Here is a 19,196-nt window from a genome sequence, read left to right as displayed (position 1 = left end):
CGGGCAGGCCGCCGAGGTGTCCGGTGATGTGCAACGACGGGACTTGGGATGGGCGGTCCGGGCCGACGTTCTGCTCAGTGTGACGGCCCTTTGCCAGTACAAGCAAATGGGGGCCGGATCGCCCTAATCCTCACCGAAACCGTGATCTGGAACGCGTTGCCTTCCAGCGTTTCGGTCGTTAATTTGCCCTACCGCGAAAGGGTCACTCGGTAGGACGCGCGGACTTGCGTGGCTTGCGGACGTACTTGGTGAATCCGGCGCGTTCGGCGTCGGCCTCGGAGCGGAACCAGACCTCGGCCTTGGTCCGGCCGTAGTACGGGGAGTCCGGGGTGTGGAAGAGCATCGACTGGGCGTTGCCCTTGATGGTGAACCCGTCGGGCGGACCCTGGTGCGGGACCGCCTCGGCCGATCCCTCGCCGTAGCGGCCGGGCCGGACGGGCTCGGCCTTCGCCTGTACTTCGGCCTCCGGCTCGTCCTCGTCCATCCGCATGGAGAACTGGAGCTGCTCCGGTGCCGGCAGTGGTTCGGGATCGCCGCCGGACTCTTCCGCAGGCGACTCCTCGAAATGCTGCGGCCGACCGGGCGCCGTCGCCACCCCTGCGGTGACGAGGATCTTCTCTTCGACGGGCTCTTCCTGCTTGGCCGGTTCTTCGAGCGGCGGGCGTTCGCTGCGGTTCAGCAGGAACCAGGTGATGACAGCGCCGATCAGGAACGCCAGCAGCATCCACAACCAGTTGTGGCGGAACACGGAGGCCATCAGCGGGCACCCTTCGGGCCGGGCAGCAGGCGGTACAGCAGCCAGGCCGCCGCACTGCCGAGGACGAACGCGGCGAGCAGCAGGAACCAGACCTGCGCGATCAGCCAACTCATGAAGATTCCCCTAAGGAGCGTCAGAGAACTCGGATCTCGACCCGGCGGTTCGCGATCCGGCCGGTAGAAGTGCTGTTGGACGCGATCGGCCGGGTCTCCCCGTAACCGCGGCTGGTGATCCGCCCGGCGGGTACGCCGAGCTTGACGAGCGCTGTCTTGACCGCGTCCGCGCGCTGCTGTGACAGCGGCAGGCTGGTGGCCGGGTTGCCGAGGTTGTCGGTGTGTCCGCTCACCTCTACGTCGAAGCCGGCACAGCTCAGCAGCAGCTTCGCCACCTTGGTCACCGACGGGCGGGAGGCGTCGTTCAGAGTGTCGGTGCCGGACAGGAAGACGAGCTTGTTCTCCGCGTTGAACCGGGCGAGCCGGGCCTCGAAGGTCTGGCACGCCTCGCTCACCGGCGGCTTCGGCACGGCCGGTATCTGCAGCTCGTTGGCGACCACGGCACCCGGTACCGCCGCCGCCGCAGCGCGTGCCGCCGTCGCCTTGGTGGCCTGGTCGGCGACCTTGCCGCTCAACGTGACCTTGTCGCCGTCGTACTTGATCGCGGCCTCGCCGGTCGCGGTCGACAGCGCGTGCAGGAGAGCCGACAACGCCGTCGGGTTCGGCAGCGCGGTCTTCTCGTCGATGCTGATCTGGTCGGTGAAGTCGGTGCCCTCGGTCAGCAGCGCCTGCACCTCGGCGACGAGCTTGTCCTTCGTCTCCTGGTCCCGCACGACCGCATGGACGGTGATCGCCTCGTCGGTCCGGCTGAGCTCGAACGGAGCGACGGTCGGCGGTGCCGAGGGCACGGCAGTCGGCGTACCGGCCGGCCCCTCCTCGGCGGTAACAGTCGCGGCACCGGTCGATGGCGAGCTGGTCGGGTCGGCCGCGGTTTGCTCAGTGCCACCGAGCGCGATCACCAGCGCGGTGAGCAGGACAGGAACGAGAACGAGTGCGAGCAGCCAGACAAAACCAGGCCGCCGCCGTGCAAGTCCGGGCACTGTTCCTCCGTCAAGAGCGGTCATAGGTGACCGTGCGCGAGGAGACTACTCCGTACCGCTCCACGCGCGCATACCAGCCCGGCAAAGTTTTACGTGATCGGACGGACACATTTATTCAGGTTCCTCCTTTTATTAACTGCGAGTACTGGATAGAGTGCGCTGAGTCCCTCTTCCGCCCCCCTTGGAGGAACACATGAGAGTCCGCCCCCTGCCCACTCTGCTCGCCGCCGTGGCGCTGCTGACCGCCGGAGTCGTGCCGTCGGCGACCGCGGCCACCCCGATGCAGGACGGCACCCGAGTTGTTGCCGCCGGCAAGAAGGTGGTCGGCTACTTCACCGAGTGGGGTGTCTACGACCGCAACTACCACGTGAAGAACATCAAGACGAGCGGGTCGGCCGCCAAGCTGACCAACCTCGTCTATGCCTTCGGCAACACCACCAACGGACGCTGCACGATCGGTGACGCGTACGCCGCGAACGACAAGTTCTACGACGCGGCGAGCTCGGTGGACGGCGTCGCCGACACCTGGGACACCGGCGCGCTGCGCGGCAACTTCAACCAGTTGCGCAAGCTCAAGCGCGAGTTCCCGAACATCAAGGTGGTCTGGTCGTTCGGCGGCTGGACCTGGTCGGGCGGCTTCACCCAGGCCGCGCAGAACCCGGCCGCCTTCGCCGACTCCTGCTACAAACTGGTCGAGGATCCGCGCTGGGCCGATGTCTTCGACGGCATCGACATCGACTGGGAGTACCCGAACGCCTGTGGCCTGAGCTGCGACACGTCCGGCCCGAACGCCTTCAACAACATCATCACCGCGCTGCGCAACCGGTTCGGCTCGTCGGCGCTCGTCACCGCGGCGATCACGGCCGACGGGACCAACGGCGGCAAGATCGACGCGACCAACTACGCGACCGCGGCGCAGAAGCTCGACTGGATCATGCCGATGACGTACGACTACTTCGGCTCGTTCAACGCCCAGGGCCCGACGGCCCCGCACTCGCCGCTGACCTCGTACTCCGGGATCCCCACCGCCGGCTTCTACGGCGACGCGGCGATCCAGAAGCTGAAGACGAAGGGCATCCCGTCCTCGAAGATCCTGCTCGGCATCGGCTTCTACGGCCGTGGCTGGACAGGTGTCACGCAAGCCGCACCGGGTGGGCGTGCCACTGGAGCCGCGCCCGGCAAGTACGAGGCGGGGATCGAGGACTACAAGCTCATCTCGACCCGTTGCCCGTCCACGGGGACGGTCGGCGGTACGGCGTACGCGTTCTGCAACGGGCAGTGGTGGGGGTATGACACTCCCGCGACGATCCGCAGCAAGATGTCGTATGCGAACACCCAGGGACTGGGCGGCGCCTTCTTCTGGGAGCTGTCCGGCGACACCAGCAACGGTGCACTGATCACGGCGGTCAAGACAGTTGGCTGACCCCTTCGACCATCGCCTGATCCGGTAGGCGAGTCCCGCGTCCGGGGCCTTCTGCACCGTCCTGCAGAGGCCCCGGACGCTTTGTATTGCTCGCTAATCCGGTTTTCGGGCGGCGACTGTGAGCGACGGTGGCGGGTTGTTCGTGGCGCTGCGTAGACCGTTCGTGGCCGGTGTCGGACAGGTCGCATTTGTGCCATCCGGGGACGCAGGGAATCCCTTGACTTAACCCTCGCTGTTCGAAGTACTGGACCCTTGCATGACCCCCGGCAAGCGTTTGACAGGAGGGGCTCCATGGAGAGGCTGCCGGACTCGTCGTTGATCATCGGGGTGGCGACGTCCACCGCCGAGCGGGTGCACCTGGCCCGGCTGCTCGGTGGTGCCGACGCGCTGTTGCTGGTGTCCAGTGCCGAGCAGGCGCGGGCATTCCTGGAGCTGACCGCTACGGCGGAGTCGGTGCCCGTAGTACTGACCCCTGCGGTCGTGCCGGCGATGAGCGTGCGGGGGGTGACTGCCCAGATCGAGGCAGCCGAGCCCATCGCGTCAGAACCGGTACCTACGCCGCTGACCGTGGCCCGCGCTGTCGAGGACAACGCGCTGGAGCTGGACGTCGACCGCCGGGTGGTGCGCTACAAGGATCGGGAGGCACGGCTGACCCGATTGGAGCACGACTTCCTGCACTGCCTGGTGGCGGAACCGGGCAAGGTCTGGACGTACCAGCGCCTGCACCACGCGGTCTGGGGCAACGAGCACCTCGGCCACGGCTCGCACATCCACTCGGTGGTCAAACGCCTCCGCCAGAAACTCGCCGGCCTCGGCGCGACCGTCACCATCCATGCCGTCCGGGGCGTCGGGTTCCACCTGCTCCCGGCGGTCTGACAAGACCTGTGTGACCAATCGGCTGCCCGTGCGTTAGACGTATATGGCAGAGCCAATGGTGTCGGAGGTTGTGCGCGGGATCGCTGAGCGCCTTCAGGTCGACGAAGACACAGCCTCCCTGCTGATGGATCGCCCCTACAGCCACGTTGCGGAAGACCTCGAGCTCGAAACGGCTTGAGGCAGCAAAAGAACCGCCCCCACCCAGCAAGGCTGGATGGGGGCGGTTTTCTTTACTTGCCTACTACTTTGTCGCCTTCAGCGCGAAGTCCTCGACGACGGTTTCTCCGTTGATCAGCTTGGTCGCCCGAGTCTGCGGCTTGTAGCCGTCCTTGGCAGCGATCAGTGTCAGCGGGTTGTTGCGGCGGTCGAGCCAGTAGGCGTAACCGCCGTTCTTGTCAGTGATGAAGGTGTACTCCGACGCCCACGAGTCGACCTCGACCGTGGCTCCGGGCAGCGGGGCGGTGGTACCCGAGGTCGCGACCCCGGTGACGGTACCGGCCAGCTTGCTCCACGTGGTCGGCGGCGTGACAGTGAGCTTCACGTCGACCGGGTCCACGCTGTACGGGGTGTTCTCGCCGATGGTGACCGCGGCCGTGTAGGTGCCCGGCTGGTCGACAGCGGCGTTCAGCGCCACCTTGACGGTGACCTTCTCACCCGGGGCCAGGCTGGCCTCGGTCTTGTCCAGGCTCAGCCACTTGACGTCGGCCGACGACTCGGAGCAGTTCTCGAGGCCCGGAAGGACCTCACCCTCCACAGTCGGGTTGAAGCCACCGGACGATCCACCGACCCGGTAGAAGCCACACGCCGCACCACCGCGGTAGCGGGGCTGGTTGGCGTTCGGCAGCGCGGCCCAGGTACCGGCGGCCGGGTCGAAGGCGAACCCGGCGTTGGTGACGGCACCGGTCTGGACACCGCCGACGACGAGCAGCTTGCCACCGGCGACGGCGAAGGACGCCGCCCAGTGGTCGGCCGGGGAGTCGGCGATCGGGGTCCAGGAGTCCGCGCTCGGGTCGTAGACGTAGCCGGCCTTCTGCGCCGCTACGCCGTCGTTGCCGCCGGAGCAGTAGATCTTGCCGTCGATCGCGCCGCAGGATGCGAACGCCACCGACTTCGGGTAGTTGGCCAGCGTGGCCCAGCTGTTCGACGCCGCGTCGTAAGCGACCACGGTGTTGGACATCGGGGTACACGCCGCCGTGGTGCAGCCACCGACGGCGTACAGCTTGCCGTCGAGGACAGCCTGACCGGCGGCCGCACGCGGAGCCGGGTTGGCGGCCGCTGCGGACCAGGCGTTGGCGGCCGGGTCGTACGTCCAGGTCGCCGCGTCCGGACCACTCGCGCCCCAGCCGGAGCTGACGACGAGCTTGCCACCCACTGCGCCGACGGTGACGGCGTTGCGGGCGCCCGGGAGCGGGGCGATCGGCGTCCAGGCCAGGCTGGCCGGGTCGTAGACGTAGCTGTTGCCGGTGGAGGCGTTACCGTCGCCACCCGCGATCGAGTAGATCTTGCCGTCCAGGTTGACCACCCGGTTGTCCATCACGACGTTCGGGAGGTTGGCGATGTTGGTCCACGGAGCCGCGAGGACTCCCGGTGCGGCCGGCTTGACCGCCATCTTGCCGGACAGCTTGTTGCCGAACGAGGTCGGGACCTCGAGGCGCTGCAGCGGGGCTCCGGTGCTGTTCAGCACCTGGGCCTTGGTGGTCTTGCTGCCGTTCGCGTTCTCCAGGGTGAAGCCGCCGTCGCGCTCGCCGAACTTCAGGTCGACGTTAGCGGTGCCGGTGTTGGTGACCACGAACTGCTTGGTCACCTTGCCGCCCGGAAGCCTCAGGGTGGCGTCGAGTGCCGTCGGAGCGACCGAGACGCGGCCGGCCTTCAGGCTGAAGTCGGCCTGGGTGACCCAGTCCGCCTCGACATCGACGTTCGCCTGCGAGCTGGTGTAGTTGCCCGCCTTGGCGGTGTAGCCGTGCGTACCGTCGTCGGCGGAGTACAGCCAGTAGAAGCCGTCGGCCAGGCCGGTGTCCTCCGGGGTCGCAACGGTGGTCGCGGTCTCGCTGGGCTTGTCGTCACGGGTGACGACGGCGCCGTTCACGAAGCCGTTGGTGTTGGCGTCCTTGACATTGCCGACGACCAGACCGCCGCCGGTCGGCTCACAGCTGACAGCGCTGCCGATCAGGACGCTGTCGACCTCCCACCAGTACTCGTACGAGGCGTCGTAGTAGTGGAAGCGGACCTGGACGGCCGACTTGCCGGCCGCCTGCGGAATCGCGATCTCCTTGATGCCGCGGGTGTCCGCGGTCTGGGTGAGCACGGTGGCCCAGGTTGTTCCGCCGTCGAGGGACAGGTCGACGTCGACCTTCTCGTCGGAGTAGATGTTCAGATCCTGGTTGAACTTGATCTTCGGCGCGGTGACCGCGGTCAGATCGACGACCGGGCTGACCAGAGAGGTGTCCTGGCTCTGGCCCGAGCCGTACTTGTCGCTGTCGACGATCGCGAAACCGCCGGACCCGCCGGTCAGGTTGCCACGGTTGCCGGCATCGGTGAACTTCCAGGTCTGGCCGTTGCCCTTGTTGTCGACAACGGTCCAGCCGGCCGGGGCGACCTGGCCGTCGAACGTCTCGTAGACGCCGTCGGAGCCGTTGCGGTAGCCCGGCGCGGTCAGGCAGGACTCGGAGTTGACCGGGACAGCCACGTTCTTGGTCAGGTTGCCCGCGCCGACGGTGATCGGCTGGCTGACCGTCTGGTACCCGGGAATCTGGGACGCCACGGTCAGCGTGTAGGTCGCGCTGGCGGGCACCTTGAAGGAGTAACGGCCGTTGGTCGGGGTGGTGTAGTCGTACACGCCACCAGGACCCTGGACACTGACCTTCGCGTACAGCGGCCAGCCGTGGCCGGAGCCGTCCGTGATGGTGCCGCCGACGCTGACAGTCGGAGCCGCCGTCAGGGCGAAGTTCTTCGTCGTGGTGGTGTTCAACGTGATGGTCGCGGTGCCGGTCTGGCCGACGTAGCCGAAGGCGGCCACGGCGAGCGAGTAGTCACCGGCGGGAAGAACGGCGGAGTAGCTGCCGTCGGGGCCCGAGGTGACGACCTTGTCGGCGGTACCGGTCTGCTTGATCGTGACAGCCGCGCCGGCGATGGCAGCGCCACCGGTGGCGGTGACCTTGCCGGCCAGTGTGCCGGTCTCGCCGACAGGTGCCGCGTTCAGCAGCGCGAGCGCGTCGACCCGGCCCTCGCCGAACACGTTGTTGTTGGCGTCGGTACCGCCACACTGCGCGTTCGGGCTGTCGATCGCCGTGCCGTTGAGCAGCGCGCGGGTGGCCGCGACGTCGCCCTTCAGGCTCGGTGCGCCCGACCACAGCAGCGCGACGACGCCCGCCATGTGCGGGGTGGCCATCGAGGTGCCGTTGAACGAGCCGTAGGTGTTGCCGGGCAGGCTCGACCGGACGTTGACGCCCGGGGCCGAGATGTTCGGCTTGATCGTGCCGTTCTGACCGGCACCACGGCCGGAGAACGAGGCGATGTTGTTGTTGACGTCGTAGGCGCCGACCGAGTAGTTGCTGGTCGAGCTGCCGGGGGAGCCCGACGTGTTGCAGGCGGAGCCGCTGTTGCCGTTGGCGAAGACGCCGAAGATGCCGGACGCGGTCCACGCGAGCGTGACGTCCTCCATGAACGGGTCGTTCGACGGCAGCGTGCTGCCCCACGAGTTGTTGATGACGTTCGGCCGCTTGCTCGCGTCCGGGTTCGTCCCGGCGAGGTTGGTCGGCTCGAGCATCCACTGCCCGGAGCTGATCAGTGCCTCGTCGCTCGGGCAGCAGCCGTTGGCGGCGATCCACTTGACGCCCGGCGCGACGCCGATCTGGTTGCCGGCTCCGTCGTCGCCGGCCATGGTGCCCATCGTGTGGGTGCCGTGGCCGTTGTTGTCACACGGAGCGCCCGAGCAGCTGCCCGCCGCGTCGAACCAGTTGTAGTTGTGGTCGAAGGTGCCGTTGGCCAGCTTGCCGCGGTACTGGTTCACCAGCGCCGGGTGGTCGTACTGGACCCCGGTGTCGATGCTGGCCACCGTGATGCCGGCGCCCTTGTCGCCGTACTGCGCCCAGACCTGGTCGGCCTTGACGTTGGCGATGCCCCACTCGACCGCGTTGATCTCCATCTGCTGGGTGCCCTTGGTGACCGGCGGCACCTCGTACTTGACCGGGTTGTAGACACCCTCGACCTCGGTGTGGCCGGCGATGCTCTGCGCCATCGCCAGCGAACCGCCCTTGACCACGATCGCGTTGGTGGCCCAGTAGGTCTTGTACGTCACGTGCTGCGCGTCCAGCTCGGTCTTGACCGAGGCCTGGCTCTCCGCGGCGGTCTTCTTCAGCGCCGCCGCGACCGCGGTACCGCGCTGGTTCCAGTCGCTGATCTTGCTGGCGGCGGTCAGGTCGGCCTTGTCGCTGAACCGGACCCAGAAGTCGGTCGCCTCTTTGGCGTCCTTGCCTTCCAGCTTCGACAGCAGGTCAGGCTTGATCTTCGAGGCGGGCGTGGCGTCCGTCCCGCTCGGCTTGGTAGGTGGCGCGGCTTGGGCCAGGCCGGAGGCGGCCAGCCCGGTGGTGACGACCGCCACCGCCGCAAAGGCGCTCACCAGTGACCTGGCGAGCCCCTTCTTCCGTTGATGTGACATCTCTGCAGCCCCTCACTTGTACGACCCCGAGTCGACTCCCCCGAGTCATGGTGCAGAGGTGCAGGGCTTCGCAGACGCCGTGTTGGTGAACCGGTTCTGCGAACACTCCGTGCCCCCCAGCTCGCCACGTGTTACGCAGCGAGCTTGCGGAGGACAATATGTGTCATTCCAACGTCGGAACAAGCACACTTGGTGAGCAAGATGTGACACAGGGTTGGCTGGTTCGAAGCAAGTTTCGCCAATATTTGTCAATGCGTTGACGATTAGAGGCAGGGGTTGACATCGTAACCGGATGGTCACCGCCCGTGTCCCCACCGCGAGCGACGGCGCCCCCGACTTGACCAGTTCCGCCACCGAGCCGTTTCCACTGCTGATCGCGGTGGCAGCCTCATTGGAGGAACGAGTCCGGTTGGCGGAGCTCGTCGACGACGTCGCCCCACTGCTGCTCGTCTCGAGCCTGGACGAGTTGCGCAAGCTGATCACCCCCGCCCACCCCTCACCGCCGGTACCACCGGAACATCCCGAACCGCCCGAGCCCGAGTCGGTGGCCGAAGGAGCCGCCCGCAAGGTGCCGGGTCGGCGTACCGAACGGGACGGCCCGGAAGCCGACGTACTGACGATCGACTCGGCCCGGTCGGTCGCGAAGTGGCGCGACCGGGAGGTGCCGCTGACCGACCTCGAGCACGACCTGCTCACCTGGCTGATGACGGAACCGCTGCGCGTCTGGACGTACGAGGCACTGCATCAGGCCGTCTGGCGCAACCGGCATCTGCGCGGTACCGCGGATGTCCACTCACTGGTCAAACGAGTGCGGCGCAAACTCGATGAGCTGGGCACCACGGTCACGATCGACGCGGTTCGCGGTACCGGCTTCCGGTTGACCGACCACCAGAACCCGGCGATTACGGGGTTGCGCGCCGGGTAGCCTCTGAACTCGTGCGCTTCTCCAGCTTGAGTCACCTCGAATGTCCTCAGTGCGGTCTCACTCACGACGCCGATCAGGTGATCGGACTGTGTACCTGCGGATCGCCGCTGCTTGCCCGGTACTACCTCGAGGAGGTGCGGGCCGGGTTGACCAAGGCCGACGTCTCGTCGCGGCCGGCTGACCTTTGGCGGTACCACGAACTGCTGCCGGTCCGAGCGGTGGAGAACGTGGTCAGCCTGGGGGAGGGGATGACGCCGTTGCTCCCATTGCCTGCTTATGGGCGGGAACTGGGCGTCGAGCGGTTGCTGATGAAGGACGAGGGGCTGATTCCGACCGGGACGTTCAAGGCGCGGGGTGCGGCTGTCGGGGTGTCGCGGGCTTTGGAGGTCGGCGTTCGGAAGATCGCTATGCCGACGAACGGGAATGCGGGGTCAGCGTGGGCGACCTATGCGGCTCGGGCCGGCATGGAGGCGCTCATTGCCATGCCTCTGGCGGCGCCGGAGATCTGCCGGCGTGAGGTGACGGTGGTCGGTGCGGAGCTGAAGCTGATCGACGGCCTGATCGGTGACGCCGGTGCTTGGATTCGCTCAGAGCTTGCTTTGCGTGAGGGGTATCAGGATGTGTCGACGCTGAAGGAGCCCTACCGGATCGAGGGCAAGAAGACGATGGGGCTGGAGATCGCCGAGCAGCTCGGGTGGCGGCTGCCTGACGTGATCCTCTATCCGACCGGTGGGGGAGTCGGGCTGATCGGGATCTGGAAGGCGCTCTTGGAGCTGAAGGCTTTGGGGTGGGTCGACGGGCCGCTGCCGCGGCTGGTCGCAGTACAGGCCACCGGGTGCGCGCCGATCGTGCAGGCGTGGGAGAAGGGCCTGCCGTCGAGTGAGCCCTGGGTGGATGCTCATACCGTTGCCTTCGGCATCACCGTGCCCAAGGCACTCGGCGATTTCCTTGTCCTGCAAGCGATCGCGGAGACCGACGGCTGCGCCATCGCCGTCGACGACACCGACATCCTCGCCGCCCAACGCCGGGTCGCCTCGTTGGAGGGCACCTTCATCTGCCCCGAAGGCGCCGCCAACTTCGCCGCCGTCCGCCAACTCCGCGAGTCCGGCTGGATCAAGCCCGGCGAACAGGTCGTCGCCCTCAACACCGGCACCGGCCTCAAATACCCGGAAACCGTCCCGCTCTAGTCCTCGGCGCGCAGTTGCTGCCAGCGAGTCGCGAGCACCAGGCCGGCGATCAGACCCAGCGGGAACCAATAGGAGTAGTCCGGCCCCGCCGTGCTCGCTTCACCGATCGGCAGCATGAGGAGCACAGCGATCAGGATCGTGGCGCCGGCGGGAAACGCGAGCCGCTCGGCAAGATCGCGCGGGCTGTACCACTGCCACAGCACTCCGCCCAGCAGTCCCGCCAGGGCCAGCGCCCCCATGCCGAGCCGGTCCGAGCGACTGAGCACCTTGTCCGCGTCGGTGACGACCAGCGACAGCACCGCGCCGATACCCCACGGCAGCAGCCAGCCCGTTTTGCGTCGTGTCTCCGGTGAGACCTTCTCGAGTACCGACATCATCGCCCCCACCTAGGTTGTGTGGGGACGATGATGTCAGGTGGTCAGGCCTGGCCGCGGCGGACGGCGAGGATGTGGCAGGGGTCGCCGTTGGGGTCGAGTTTCACGTAGTTCTGCTGGCCCCAGCGCCAGGTCGAGCCGGTGATCTCGTCGTACACGGTGAAGGTGTCCTCGGGGCGCATGCCGAGCGCGGCCATGTCGAGGTGGACGAGGGACTCGCGAACCGAGTGCGGGTCGGTGTTCACCACGACGATGACGGTGTCGCTGTGGCCGTCGGGGCCGGTGACGCGCTTGGAGAAGCACATGATCTGGTCGTCGTCGACGGTGTGCAGGCTGAGGTTGCGCAGCTGCTGCAGGGCGGGGTGGCGACGGCGGATGTTGTTGAGCAGGGTCAGGTACGGGGCAAGCGTGCGGTTCTCGGCCGCGGCTGCGTCCCAGTCGCGTGGGCGGAGCTGGAACTTCTCGGTGTCGAGGTACTCCTCGGAGCCCGGCCGCAGCGCGACGTGCTCATACAGCTCGAAGCCCGCGTACACGCCCCAGGCCGGCGAAGAGGTGGCCGCGATGGCCGCGCGGATCTTGAACGCGCCCGGGCCGCCGTACTGCAGGTAGGCGGTCAGGATGTCCGGGGTGTTGACGAAGAAGTTCGGCCGCAGGAAGTGGCCGGTCTCCTTGGTCAGCTCCGCCAGGTACTCCTCGAGCTCCCACTTCTCGTTGCGCCAGGTGAAGTACGTGTACGACTGGTGGAAGCCGACCTTGGCCAGCTCCTGCATCATCGGCCGCCGGGTGAACGCCTCGGACAGGAAGATCACGTCCGGGTCGGTCTTGCGGATCTCGCCGAGGATCCACTCCCAGAAGTTGACCGGCTTGGTGTGCGGGTTGTCGACCCGGAACACGGTGACGCCGTGCGAGATCCACAGCTTCAGGATCCGCAGCACCTCGGCGTAGATGCCTTCGGGATCGTTGTCGAAGTTGATCGGGTAGATGTCCTGGTACTTCTTCGGCGGGTTCTCGGCGTACGCGATCGAGCCGTCCGCGCGGACGTTGAACCACTTCGGGTGCTCGGTCACCCACGGGTGGTCCGGCGAGGCCTGCAGGGCGAAGTCGATGGCGACCTCGAGACCGAGCTCGCGGGCCCGGCCGACGAAGTTGTCGAAGTCGTCGAAAGTACCGAGCTCGGGGTGGATCGCGTCGTGACCGCCCTCAGAGCTCCCGATCGCCCAGGGGGAGCCGGGGTCGCCCGGCTTGGGGTCGAGGGTGTTGTTCGGGCCCTTGCGGTACGACTTGCCGATCGGGTGAATCGGCGGCACGTAGAGCACGTCGAAGCCCATCGCGGCGACGGCGTCGAGGCGCTGGGTGGCGGTCTTGAAGGTGCCCGACACCCACTCCTGCTTCTCGTCGTCGTAGTAGGCGCCTTCGGAGCGGGGGAAGAACTCGTACCAGCTGCCGTACAAGGCGAGCTGGCGATCCACCCACACCGGGTACGTCTCGCTTGACGTGATCAGCTCACGTACCGGGTAGCGGCCGAGCGCCGAACGTACCTGCGGCGAGATCCCCGCGGCCAGTCGGGCCTCGGCGGGCAACGCCGGGTTCGCCAATGCCTGGGCCGCATCGCTCAGGGTCGATCGATCCACCCGTACCGCCGGTGGTACGCCGGCCGCGGCGCGATCGAAGAAGGCAGCTCCTTCGGCGAACATCAGGTCGACGTCGATACCGGCCGGGATCTTGATCTCGGCGTTGTGCCGCCACGTGCCGTACGGATCGCTCCAGCCCTCGACCGCGAACGTCCACGCGCCCTGCTCCTGCAGGGTGACGTCGACCGTCCAGCGGTCGGTGCCCTGGCCGACCGGGGTCATCAGCATCCGTCTGGTCTGTCCCGTCGGCGACGTCAGCACGACGTTCGCGTTCACCGCGTCGTGGCCCTCGCGGAACACGGTGGCCGCGATGGTGAAGGTCTCGCCGACCGACGACTTGGCCGGATACGCTCCGGCGTCGACGGTCGGACTGACGTCGGTGATCGGGATGCGCCCAGTCATGGAGTTAACGAACCTTCGCTTTCCGCAGTAGCAGGAACAGGGAAGTACAGCACTGACGTTATCGGTTCCCCGTACCCCGACGCGCCATGCGGGCATCACGGTTTGGGCCAAAGTCTGGATTGCTTGCTCACAGGCTGATACAGAGTGAACCTTTGGGGTAAGTGGTCTGGTCTGCAAGTTCTTGCTCACGTTGCAAGATCGATGCATCCCGGGGGTGCTGTCGGCTCTGCGGGCCGGTACGGTGTCCCGGTGCGAGCGATACGACGATTCTCCGTCCGCCCTGTCCTGCCCGAGCCGTTGACCGGTCTCGGCACCCTGGTGAACAACCTGCGCTGGGTCTGGCACCCGGAGACGCAAGACGTCTTCGAGGCCGTCGACCCGCTGTTGTGGCGCAGTACCGGTGGTGACCCGGTTCGGCTTCTCGGTGAGGTACCGGCGGCCCGGCTCGACGAGCTGGCGAACGACCATGCCTTCCTGCGCCGGCTCGAGCTGGCGGTGACCGACCTGAACGGCTACGTGACCGACGACCGGTGGTTCCAGGCCGAGGCCGGTTCGCCGGTCAGCTCGGTGGCCTACTTCTCCCCGGAGTTCGGCATCACTCACGTGCTGCCGCAGTACTCCGGCGGTCTCGGCATCCTGGCCGGTGACCACCTGAAGGCCGCGAGCGACCTCGGTGTGCCGCTGATCGGTGTCGGCCTGCTCTACCGGCACGGGTACTTCGGCCAGTCGCTGAACCGCGAAGGCTGGCAGCAGGAGCGGTACCCGCTGGTGGACCCCGACGGTCTGCCGATCAGCCTGCTGCGCGACGCCGACGACGCGCCGGCCACCATCAGCGTGAACCTGCCGGGCGAGCGCAAGCTGTGCGCGCAGATCTGGGTCGCCCAGGTCGGCCGGGTGCCGCTGCTGATGCTCGACGCCGACATGGAGGACAACGAGCCCGCCGAGCGCGAGGTCACCGACCGGCTGTACGGCGGTACGACCGAGCACCGGTTGCTGCAGGAGCTCCTGCTGGGCGTCGGTGGCGTCCGCGCCGTCCGTGAGTTCTGCCGGGTCACCGGCCACGCGGCGCCCGAGGTCTTCCACACCAACGAAGGCCACGCCGGCTTCCTCGGCGTCGAGCGGATCCGCGAGCTCGCCACCGACCAGTCGCTCGACTTCGACACCGCGCTCGAGGTGGCCCGCGGCGGTACCGTCTTCACCACCCACACCCCGGTACCGGCCGGCATCGACAGGTTCCCGGTCGAGCTGATCCAGCAACACTTCTCGCCGGACGTGTTCGGCGAGGGCGTGCCGATCGACCGGATCCTCGCGCTCGGCGCGGAGGACTTCGAGAACGGCGACCCGTCGGTCTTCAACATGGCGATCATGGGCCTGCGGCTGGCGCAGCGGGCCAACGGCGTCTCGAAGCTGCACGGTGTCGTCAGCCGGGGGATGTTCGCCGGTCTGTGGCCGAGCTTCGACCCGACCGACGTGCCGATCACCTCGATCACCAACGGCGTGCACGCGCCGACCTGGGTGGCGCGTGAGATCCACCAGCTCACCTACGCGAACACCGACACGGCGGTCGACGGCGAGGGCATCTTCGAGGGCCTCGACAAGACGACCGACGCGCAGCTGTGGGAGACGAAGCGGATGCTGCGGCAGCGCTTCATCGACGACACCCGCGCCCGGGTCCGCGCGTCCTGGGTGAACCGGGGCGCTTCCGAGGCCGAGCTCGGCTGGGTCGACTCGATCCTGGACCCCGACGTGCTGACGATGGGGTTCGCCCGGCGCGTACCGTCGTACAAGCGGCTGACCTTGATGCTGCGCGACCCTGCCCGGCTGAAGGCTCTGCTGCTGCACCCGACGAAGCCGATCCAGATCGTGATCGCGGGCAAGGCGCACCCGGCCGACGAGGGCGGCAAGAAGCTGATCCAGGAGATGGTCCGCTTCGCCGACGACCCCGAGGTGCGGCACCGCATTGTTTTCGTACCTGACTACGACATCGCGCTGGCACAGCCGATGTACCCGGGCTGCGACGTCTGGCTGAACAACCCGCTGCGTCCGTACGAGGCGTGCGGAACGTCCGGGATGAAGGCGGCGCTGAATGGTGCGCTGAACCTCTCCATCCGGGACGGCTGGTGGGACGAGTGGTACGACGACGAGTTCGGCTGGGCGATCCCGTCGGCCGAGGGCATCGAGGACACCGATCGTCGCGACGACCTCGAGGCGCACGCTCTGTACGACCTGATCGAGAAGCAGGTCGCGCCGCGGTTCTACGACGGTGAGGTCCCGGGTCGCTGGATCGAGATGCTGCGGCACACGATCAAGGAGCTCGGCCCGAAGGTGCTGGCGACGCGGATGGTTCGCGACTACGTCCAGCAGCTGTACGTCCCGGCGGCCGAGTCGTCGCGCCGGCTCAACTCGACGTACGAGGGTGCACGCGCCCTGGCAGCGTGGAAGCGGCAGGTCCGGGCAGCTTGGCCGGCGATCCGCGTCGACCATGTCGAGCTGCAGGGCCTCGGCGATGTGCCGCAGCTCGGCACGACGGTCGGGATCCGGGCGTTCGTGACGCTCGGGGATCTGACGCCGACGGACATCGACGTCGAGGCGCTGCACGGCCGGGTGAACTCCGAAGACGAGATCACCGACCCGGTCCGGGTGTCGCTGTCGCTCGCCGAGACGTACGAGGGCAACCGCCACCGTTACGAGGGCGAACTCAAACTGGACCGCACCGGCCCCTTCGGCTACACGGTCCGAGTCCTCCCGAAGAACCCCATGCTCGCCAGCCCCGCGGAACTGGGCCTGGCAGCCGGTCCCTCGGATCCAGAAGATCCAGAAACCCCGGACCTGCCCGCAGGCTCCGAATTCTGACCAACTGAACGCGGGCCCCGCCTACCTCACTAGGCGGGGCCCGCGTTTTTGTTCTCTCACCACGGGAGCGGGCGCCCGTCGCGGAAGAAGCCGCCGGTCGGTCCGTCGTCGCGGAGGTTGACGGCCCAGAGGACGCTGCGGGCTCCGTCTCGGACCGGGCGGCCGCCTTGACCCATGTCCGTGTCGGTCCAACCGGGGCAGATGGCGTTGACGAGGATGCGGTCGCGGCGCAGTTCGCCGGCGAGGAGTCGCGTCAACGCGTTCAGCGCGGCCTTCGAGACGTTGTACGCCGGCGCCCCGCCAGTCATCTCGCTGATCGATCCGCCCTCGCTCGACACGTTGACGATCCGAGGATGCGCGCTTCGCCGGAGCAGCGGCTGGAACGCCTGACACACTCGCCAGGCTCCGTACAGATTCGTCTCCATCGCCCGATGAACCGACCCGAGGTCGACGCTGATCGCGCGTTCGGCAGGGTCGTACAGAATCGCCGCGTTGTTGATCACCGCATCGACCTGCTCGACCTTTTTGGCAGCCCACTCCGCCGCGCTTGCGGCATCGTCAGGATCGCTCACATCCAGCTTGACCGGCAGCAACCGCTCGCTGCCCGCGCTGATGGCCTCGGCTGTCTCACGGCCTTTGGCAAGATCCCGCACGCCGAGCAGCACCGTCCATCCTTGCGTATGGAGCTGCTCAGCAAGCTCAGCGCCGATTCCCCGATTGGCCCCGGTGACGAGTGCGACTCTGGTGGACATCGACCAGGAGTATCACGCGGCCGTTCCAACGCGAGCGCTGTTCGGGAGCAAGTCCAGAAGCTGCTGAGTGTGCCCCGGAAGCTCGGAGTCGAGCAGGCCGTTGAGCAGTACCCGCAGCGGCAGCGACTGGTTGACCTGGACGGCGTCGTGCGACACGAGCAGCGTCGGTACCAACGTGTCCAACTCGATCTCGCTCAAGCCGTCGTCGTCGAACGTGCAGAGCGCCACGCCCTGACGCCGGATCCGCTCCTGCAGTCCCGCCATCCCGCCCGAGACCGCGATCACGTGCTCGAGCGTCCAAGGGTCGTGCGCGATGCGGTTGTCGTACGCCGTAACGGTCCCCGCGGCGATCGACGCGGCCGCCGCGATCGTGGTGGCGTTGACGATCGCGACGTGCGCCAGGACCTGCTCCGCATTCCACTCGCCGGCGGCCGGCGTGACGACCGCATCGCCCGCGGCGGCGACCGTACCGGCCACATCCAGTAGTGCGCCGAACGCTTCCTGAACCGTCGTGCTGTCCATGCTCACTCCTCATTTGCAACGTTTGGTTGCATATGAGACTAGCTGACGGCTTCGCTATGTGCAACCATCTGTTGCTTATTAGGGCGGCGGCAGGCTAGGGTGATCCGCAACCAAGGATTGCAGGAGGATGGCATGGAGTTCGGAACGCTCGAACGCGAGATCTACGTCGGCGCGTCACCCGAGATCGTCTTCGACGTGGTGAGCAGTCCCGAGCACCTCAAGGAGTGGTGGCCGGACGACGCCCGGTACGAGGCGACGCCCGGCGCGGCGGGGGAGATCACGTTCGGCGACCCCGACCCCGACGCCGACGGGCAGGTCGTCCAGTTCACCGTGGTCGATGCCGCTCCGCCACGGCTGTTCTCGTTCCGCTGGACCCATCCGGCCGGCGAGGTGGCTAAGGAGGGCAACTCGTTGCTGGTCACGTTCGACCTGGTCCCGTCGGGCGAGGGCACGCTGGTGAAGATGACAGAGACCGGCTTCCGCGAGATGGGCTGGGAGGCCGCAGTACTGGAAGCGCAGTACAACGACCACGCCACCGGCTGGGACTACTTCCTGCCACGGCTGCCCGTGTATATCGCAACGCTGGAGGCGCACTCATGAGCCCCACCACGGTCGACGACGACCTCTGGTCCGCCATCGGCGACCCAACCCGCCGCCGCATGCTGGACCTCCTGCTCACCACCGGCGAAGGCACCGCCACCACCCTCGGCCAGCAACTCCCCGTCACCCGCCAGGCCGTAGCCAAACACCTCACCGTCCTGGACCGAGTAGGCCTGGTCCAGTCCCGCTCAGCCGGCCGCGAAAAGCTCTACCACGTAGACGAAGCCCAACTGGCCCGCGCAGTAGCCCAACTAACCTCAGTAACCGCAGCCTGGGACGCCAGACTCCACCGCATCAAACACCTAGCCGAATCAATCCAACACAAAGCCAACCAGTCCAAGAAGAACTGACGCCGTCCGCCGCGGCGGCCACTCGCTGGCGCCGGAACGCCGGCCGAAGGACCTCAGCCCTCGCGAGGAGGTGCCGGCACGGGGCCGGCATCGTCGACGATCTCCGACCGGAGCAGCCTGAGAAGGTCGGGATCGGCGTAGATCTGTGCGGTGTTCCGCCACTCGGCCATCAGGTGGAGGATCGGCGTGGGCGAGTCGTGGTCCATCGCGGCGGTGAGTTCACGGACGAACTCGATCCGATCGCCGGCCGGCAGGTACCGAAGCCATGAAAAGGTCTGGAGCATCAGAGCTACCTCATGGATGTTTGGTCGACCGTTCGCGATTTCCCCCCCAGGTGAGGTGGAGCGGTTTGTCGATCGAGGGCTAGTTGGTTCGTGTGGAGGGGGAGAGGGCGGAGCGGCCGCGCTCGTTGGGTGAGGAGAGGGCTTGTGGCCAGGTCGGTGCTTTATATGTCGATGTCTCTTGATGGCTTCATCGCTGGGCCGAACGACACTCCGGACAATCCGGGTGGGGATGGGTTCATGCGGTTGCATGACTGGTTCATCGGGCCAGATGGGAAGTTTGGTGAGGTGAGTGGGGCGGCGCGGGAGGTGTATGAGGAGATGCGTGACTTCAGCGCGATTCTCGCGGGCCGCAATACCGTCGAGCAGGTTGACCACTGGGGTGGGGAGCGGAACGGGGTACAGATCATCGTGCCGAGTTGGGCTTGCCCCCGATAGGTGGACATCTTCGCTGGCGAGATCGTTGGTCTCGTGGGAAGGATGTTGTTATGGGAAAGCACAGGACGTTCACGC

16 protein-coding genes are annotated in these 19,196 nt (G+C 67.2%); 8 read left to right on the top strand and 8 right to left on the bottom strand.

The features are described from left to right. Positions 1–202: 202 nt before the first annotated feature. Positions 203–757: a hypothetical protein gene (locus tag ACIA12_RS38075; protein ID WP_396372322.1), complete on the bottom strand. Its 555-nt coding sequence runs from the start codon at positions 755–757 to the stop codon at positions 203–205. A gap of 133 nt (positions 758–890) precedes the next feature. After that, the gene (locus ACIA12_RS38070) at positions 891–1,850 is read right to left on the bottom strand and encodes an OmpA family protein (RefSeq protein WP_396372321.1); all 960 of its coding nucleotides are present in this window, start codon (positions 1,848–1,850) and stop codon (positions 891–893) included. A 193-nt stretch (positions 1,851–2,043) separates the two neighbouring features. Between ACIA12_RS38070 and ACIA12_RS38065 the strand changes: the two genes are divergently transcribed. Then, positions 2,044–3,273, top strand: a complete 1,230-nt coding sequence (locus ACIA12_RS38065; protein WP_396372320.1) for a glycoside hydrolase family 18 protein — start codon at positions 2,044–2,046, stop codon at positions 3,271–3,273. A gap of 291 nt (positions 3,274–3,564) precedes the next feature. Beyond that, positions 3,565–4,149, top strand: a complete 585-nt coding sequence (locus ACIA12_RS38060) for a winged helix-turn-helix domain-containing protein (RefSeq protein WP_396372319.1) — start codon at positions 3,565–3,567, stop codon at positions 4,147–4,149. Positions 4,150–4,390: 241 nt separating this feature from the next. Here the strand turns inward: ACIA12_RS38060 and ACIA12_RS38055 are convergent, their stop codons facing one another. After that, on the bottom strand, positions 4,391–8,806 hold the full coding sequence (locus ACIA12_RS38055) for a S8 family serine peptidase (RefSeq protein ID WP_396372318.1): 4,416 nt from the start codon (positions 8,804–8,806) through the stop codon (positions 4,391–4,393). Between the two features lie 292 nt (positions 8,807–9,098). On the opposite strand from ACIA12_RS38055, the gene ACIA12_RS38050 reads away from it, so the two are divergent. Both ACIA12_RS38050 and ACIA12_RS38045 read left to right on the top strand, forming a co-directional pair. Beyond that, on the top strand, positions 9,099–9,731 hold the full coding sequence (locus ACIA12_RS38050) for a winged helix-turn-helix domain-containing protein (protein ID WP_396372317.1): 633 nt from the start codon (positions 9,099–9,101) through the stop codon (positions 9,729–9,731). Positions 9,732–9,742: 11 nt separating this feature from the next. After that, on the top strand, positions 9,743–10,918 hold the full coding sequence (locus ACIA12_RS38045; RefSeq protein ID WP_396372316.1) for a threonine synthase: 1,176 nt from the start codon (positions 9,743–9,745) through the stop codon (positions 10,916–10,918). Here ACIA12_RS38045 and ACIA12_RS38040 read toward each other — a convergent pair. Both ACIA12_RS38040 and ACIA12_RS38035 read right to left on the bottom strand, forming a co-directional pair. Next, positions 10,915–11,295 (bottom strand): hypothetical protein, encoded by a 381-nt coding sequence (locus ACIA12_RS38040; RefSeq protein WP_396372315.1) that lies wholly within the window; start codon positions 11,293–11,295, stop codon positions 10,915–10,917. The genes ACIA12_RS38045 and ACIA12_RS38040 overlap by 4 nt on opposite strands. A 41-nt stretch (positions 11,296–11,336) precedes the next feature. Further along, entirely contained in the window at positions 11,337–13,325 is a 1,989-nt protein-coding gene (locus tag ACIA12_RS38035) for an alpha-1,4-glucan--maltose-1-phosphate maltosyltransferase (protein ID WP_396372314.1), read from the bottom strand. Positions 13,326–13,574: 249 nt separating this feature from the next. Between ACIA12_RS38035 and glgP the strand changes: the two genes are divergently transcribed. Further along, a complete protein-coding gene (gene glgP, locus ACIA12_RS38030) occupies positions 13,575–16,178 on the top strand; it encodes an alpha-glucan family phosphorylase (protein WP_396372313.1) in 2,604 nt (867 codons plus the stop codon). Positions 16,179–16,234: 56 nt separating this feature from the next. Here the strand turns inward: glgP and ACIA12_RS38025 are convergent, their stop codons facing one another. Together ACIA12_RS38025 and ACIA12_RS38020 are read right to left on the bottom strand one after the other, a co-directional pair. Beyond that, positions 16,235–16,930, bottom strand: coding sequence for an SDR family NAD(P)-dependent oxidoreductase (locus ACIA12_RS38025; protein WP_396372312.1), 696 nt, complete (start codon positions 16,928–16,930; stop codon positions 16,235–16,237). Between the two features lie 12 nt (positions 16,931–16,942). Continuing rightward, positions 16,943–17,452, bottom strand: a complete 510-nt coding sequence (locus tag ACIA12_RS38020; RefSeq protein WP_396372311.1) for a hypothetical protein — start codon at positions 17,450–17,452, stop codon at positions 16,943–16,945. 132 nt (positions 17,453–17,584) lie between these two features. On the opposite strand from ACIA12_RS38020, the gene ACIA12_RS38015 reads away from it, so the two are divergent. Both ACIA12_RS38015 and ACIA12_RS38010 read left to right on the top strand, forming a co-directional pair. Beyond that, positions 17,585–18,052, top strand: coding sequence for an SRPBCC family protein (locus ACIA12_RS38015; RefSeq protein ID WP_396372310.1), 468 nt, complete (start codon positions 17,585–17,587; stop codon positions 18,050–18,052). Continuing rightward, the gene (locus ACIA12_RS38010) at positions 18,049–18,402 is read left to right on the top strand and encodes an ArsR/SmtB family transcription factor (protein WP_396372309.1); all 354 of its coding nucleotides are present in this window, start codon (positions 18,049–18,051) and stop codon (positions 18,400–18,402) included. Before ACIA12_RS38015 ends, ACIA12_RS38010 begins: the two co-directional genes overlap by 4 nt. A gap of 53 nt (positions 18,403–18,455) precedes the next feature. On the opposite strand, the gene ACIA12_RS38005 is transcribed toward ACIA12_RS38010, so the two are convergent. Then, positions 18,456–18,686: a hypothetical protein gene (locus ACIA12_RS38005; RefSeq protein ID WP_396372308.1), complete on the bottom strand. Its 231-nt coding sequence runs from the start codon at positions 18,684–18,686 to the stop codon at positions 18,456–18,458. Positions 18,687–18,830: 144 nt separating this feature from the next. On the opposite strand from ACIA12_RS38005, the gene ACIA12_RS38000 reads away from it, so the two are divergent. Beyond that, on the top strand, positions 18,831–19,121 hold the full coding sequence (locus ACIA12_RS38000; protein ID WP_396372307.1) for a dihydrofolate reductase family protein: 291 nt from the start codon (positions 18,831–18,833) through the stop codon (positions 19,119–19,121). Positions 19,122–19,196: the final 75 nt, after the last annotated feature.

It is taken from the genome of Kribbella sp. NPDC051620 (assembly GCF_044453825.1).
GTDB lineage: Bacteria > Actinomycetota > Actinomycetes > Propionibacteriales > Kribbellaceae > Kribbella.
This window is presented reverse-complemented; position numbering and strand designations above follow the sequence as displayed.

Excerpts from the sequence above, each read along its gene's own strand:
- ACIA12_RS38060 (WP_396372319.1), top strand. The coding sequence starts at position 3,565 with ATGGAGAGGCTGCCGGACTCGTCGTTGATCATCGGGGTGGCGACGTCC.
- ACIA12_RS38025 (WP_396372312.1), bottom strand. The coding sequence starts at position 16,930 with ATGTCCACCAGAGTCGCACTCGTCACCGGGGCCAATCGGGGAATCGGC.
- ACIA12_RS38050 (WP_396372317.1), top strand. The coding sequence starts at position 9,099 with ATGGTCACCGCCCGTGTCCCCACCGCGAGCGACGGCGCCCCCGACTTG.
- ACIA12_RS38020 (WP_396372311.1), bottom strand. The coding sequence starts at position 17,452 with ATGGACAGCACGACGGTTCAGGAAGCGTTCGGCGCACTACTGGATGTG.
- ACIA12_RS38055 (WP_396372318.1), bottom strand. The coding sequence starts at position 8,806 with ATGTCACATCAACGGAAGAAGGGGCTCGCCAGGTCACTGGTGAGCGCC.
- ACIA12_RS38065 (WP_396372320.1), top strand. The coding sequence starts at position 2,044 with ATGAGAGTCCGCCCCCTGCCCACTCTGCTCGCCGCCGTGGCGCTGCTG.
- ACIA12_RS38075 (WP_396372322.1), bottom strand. The coding sequence starts at position 757 with ATGGCCTCCGTGTTCCGCCACAACTGGTTGTGGATGCTGCTGGCGTTC.
- ACIA12_RS38035 (WP_396372314.1), bottom strand. The coding sequence starts at position 13,325 with ATGACTGGGCGCATCCCGATCACCGACGTCAGTCCGACCGTCGACGCC.
- ACIA12_RS38010 (WP_396372309.1), top strand. The coding sequence starts at position 18,049 with ATGAGCCCCACCACGGTCGACGACGACCTCTGGTCCGCCATCGGCGAC.
- ACIA12_RS38040 (WP_396372315.1), bottom strand. The coding sequence starts at position 11,295 with ATGATGTCGGTACTCGAGAAGGTCTCACCGGAGACACGACGCAAAACG.
- ACIA12_RS38005 (WP_396372308.1), bottom strand. The coding sequence starts at position 18,686 with ATGCTCCAGACCTTTTCATGGCTTCGGTACCTGCCGGCCGGCGATCGG.
- ACIA12_RS38015 (WP_396372310.1), top strand. The coding sequence starts at position 17,585 with ATGGAGTTCGGAACGCTCGAACGCGAGATCTACGTCGGCGCGTCACCC.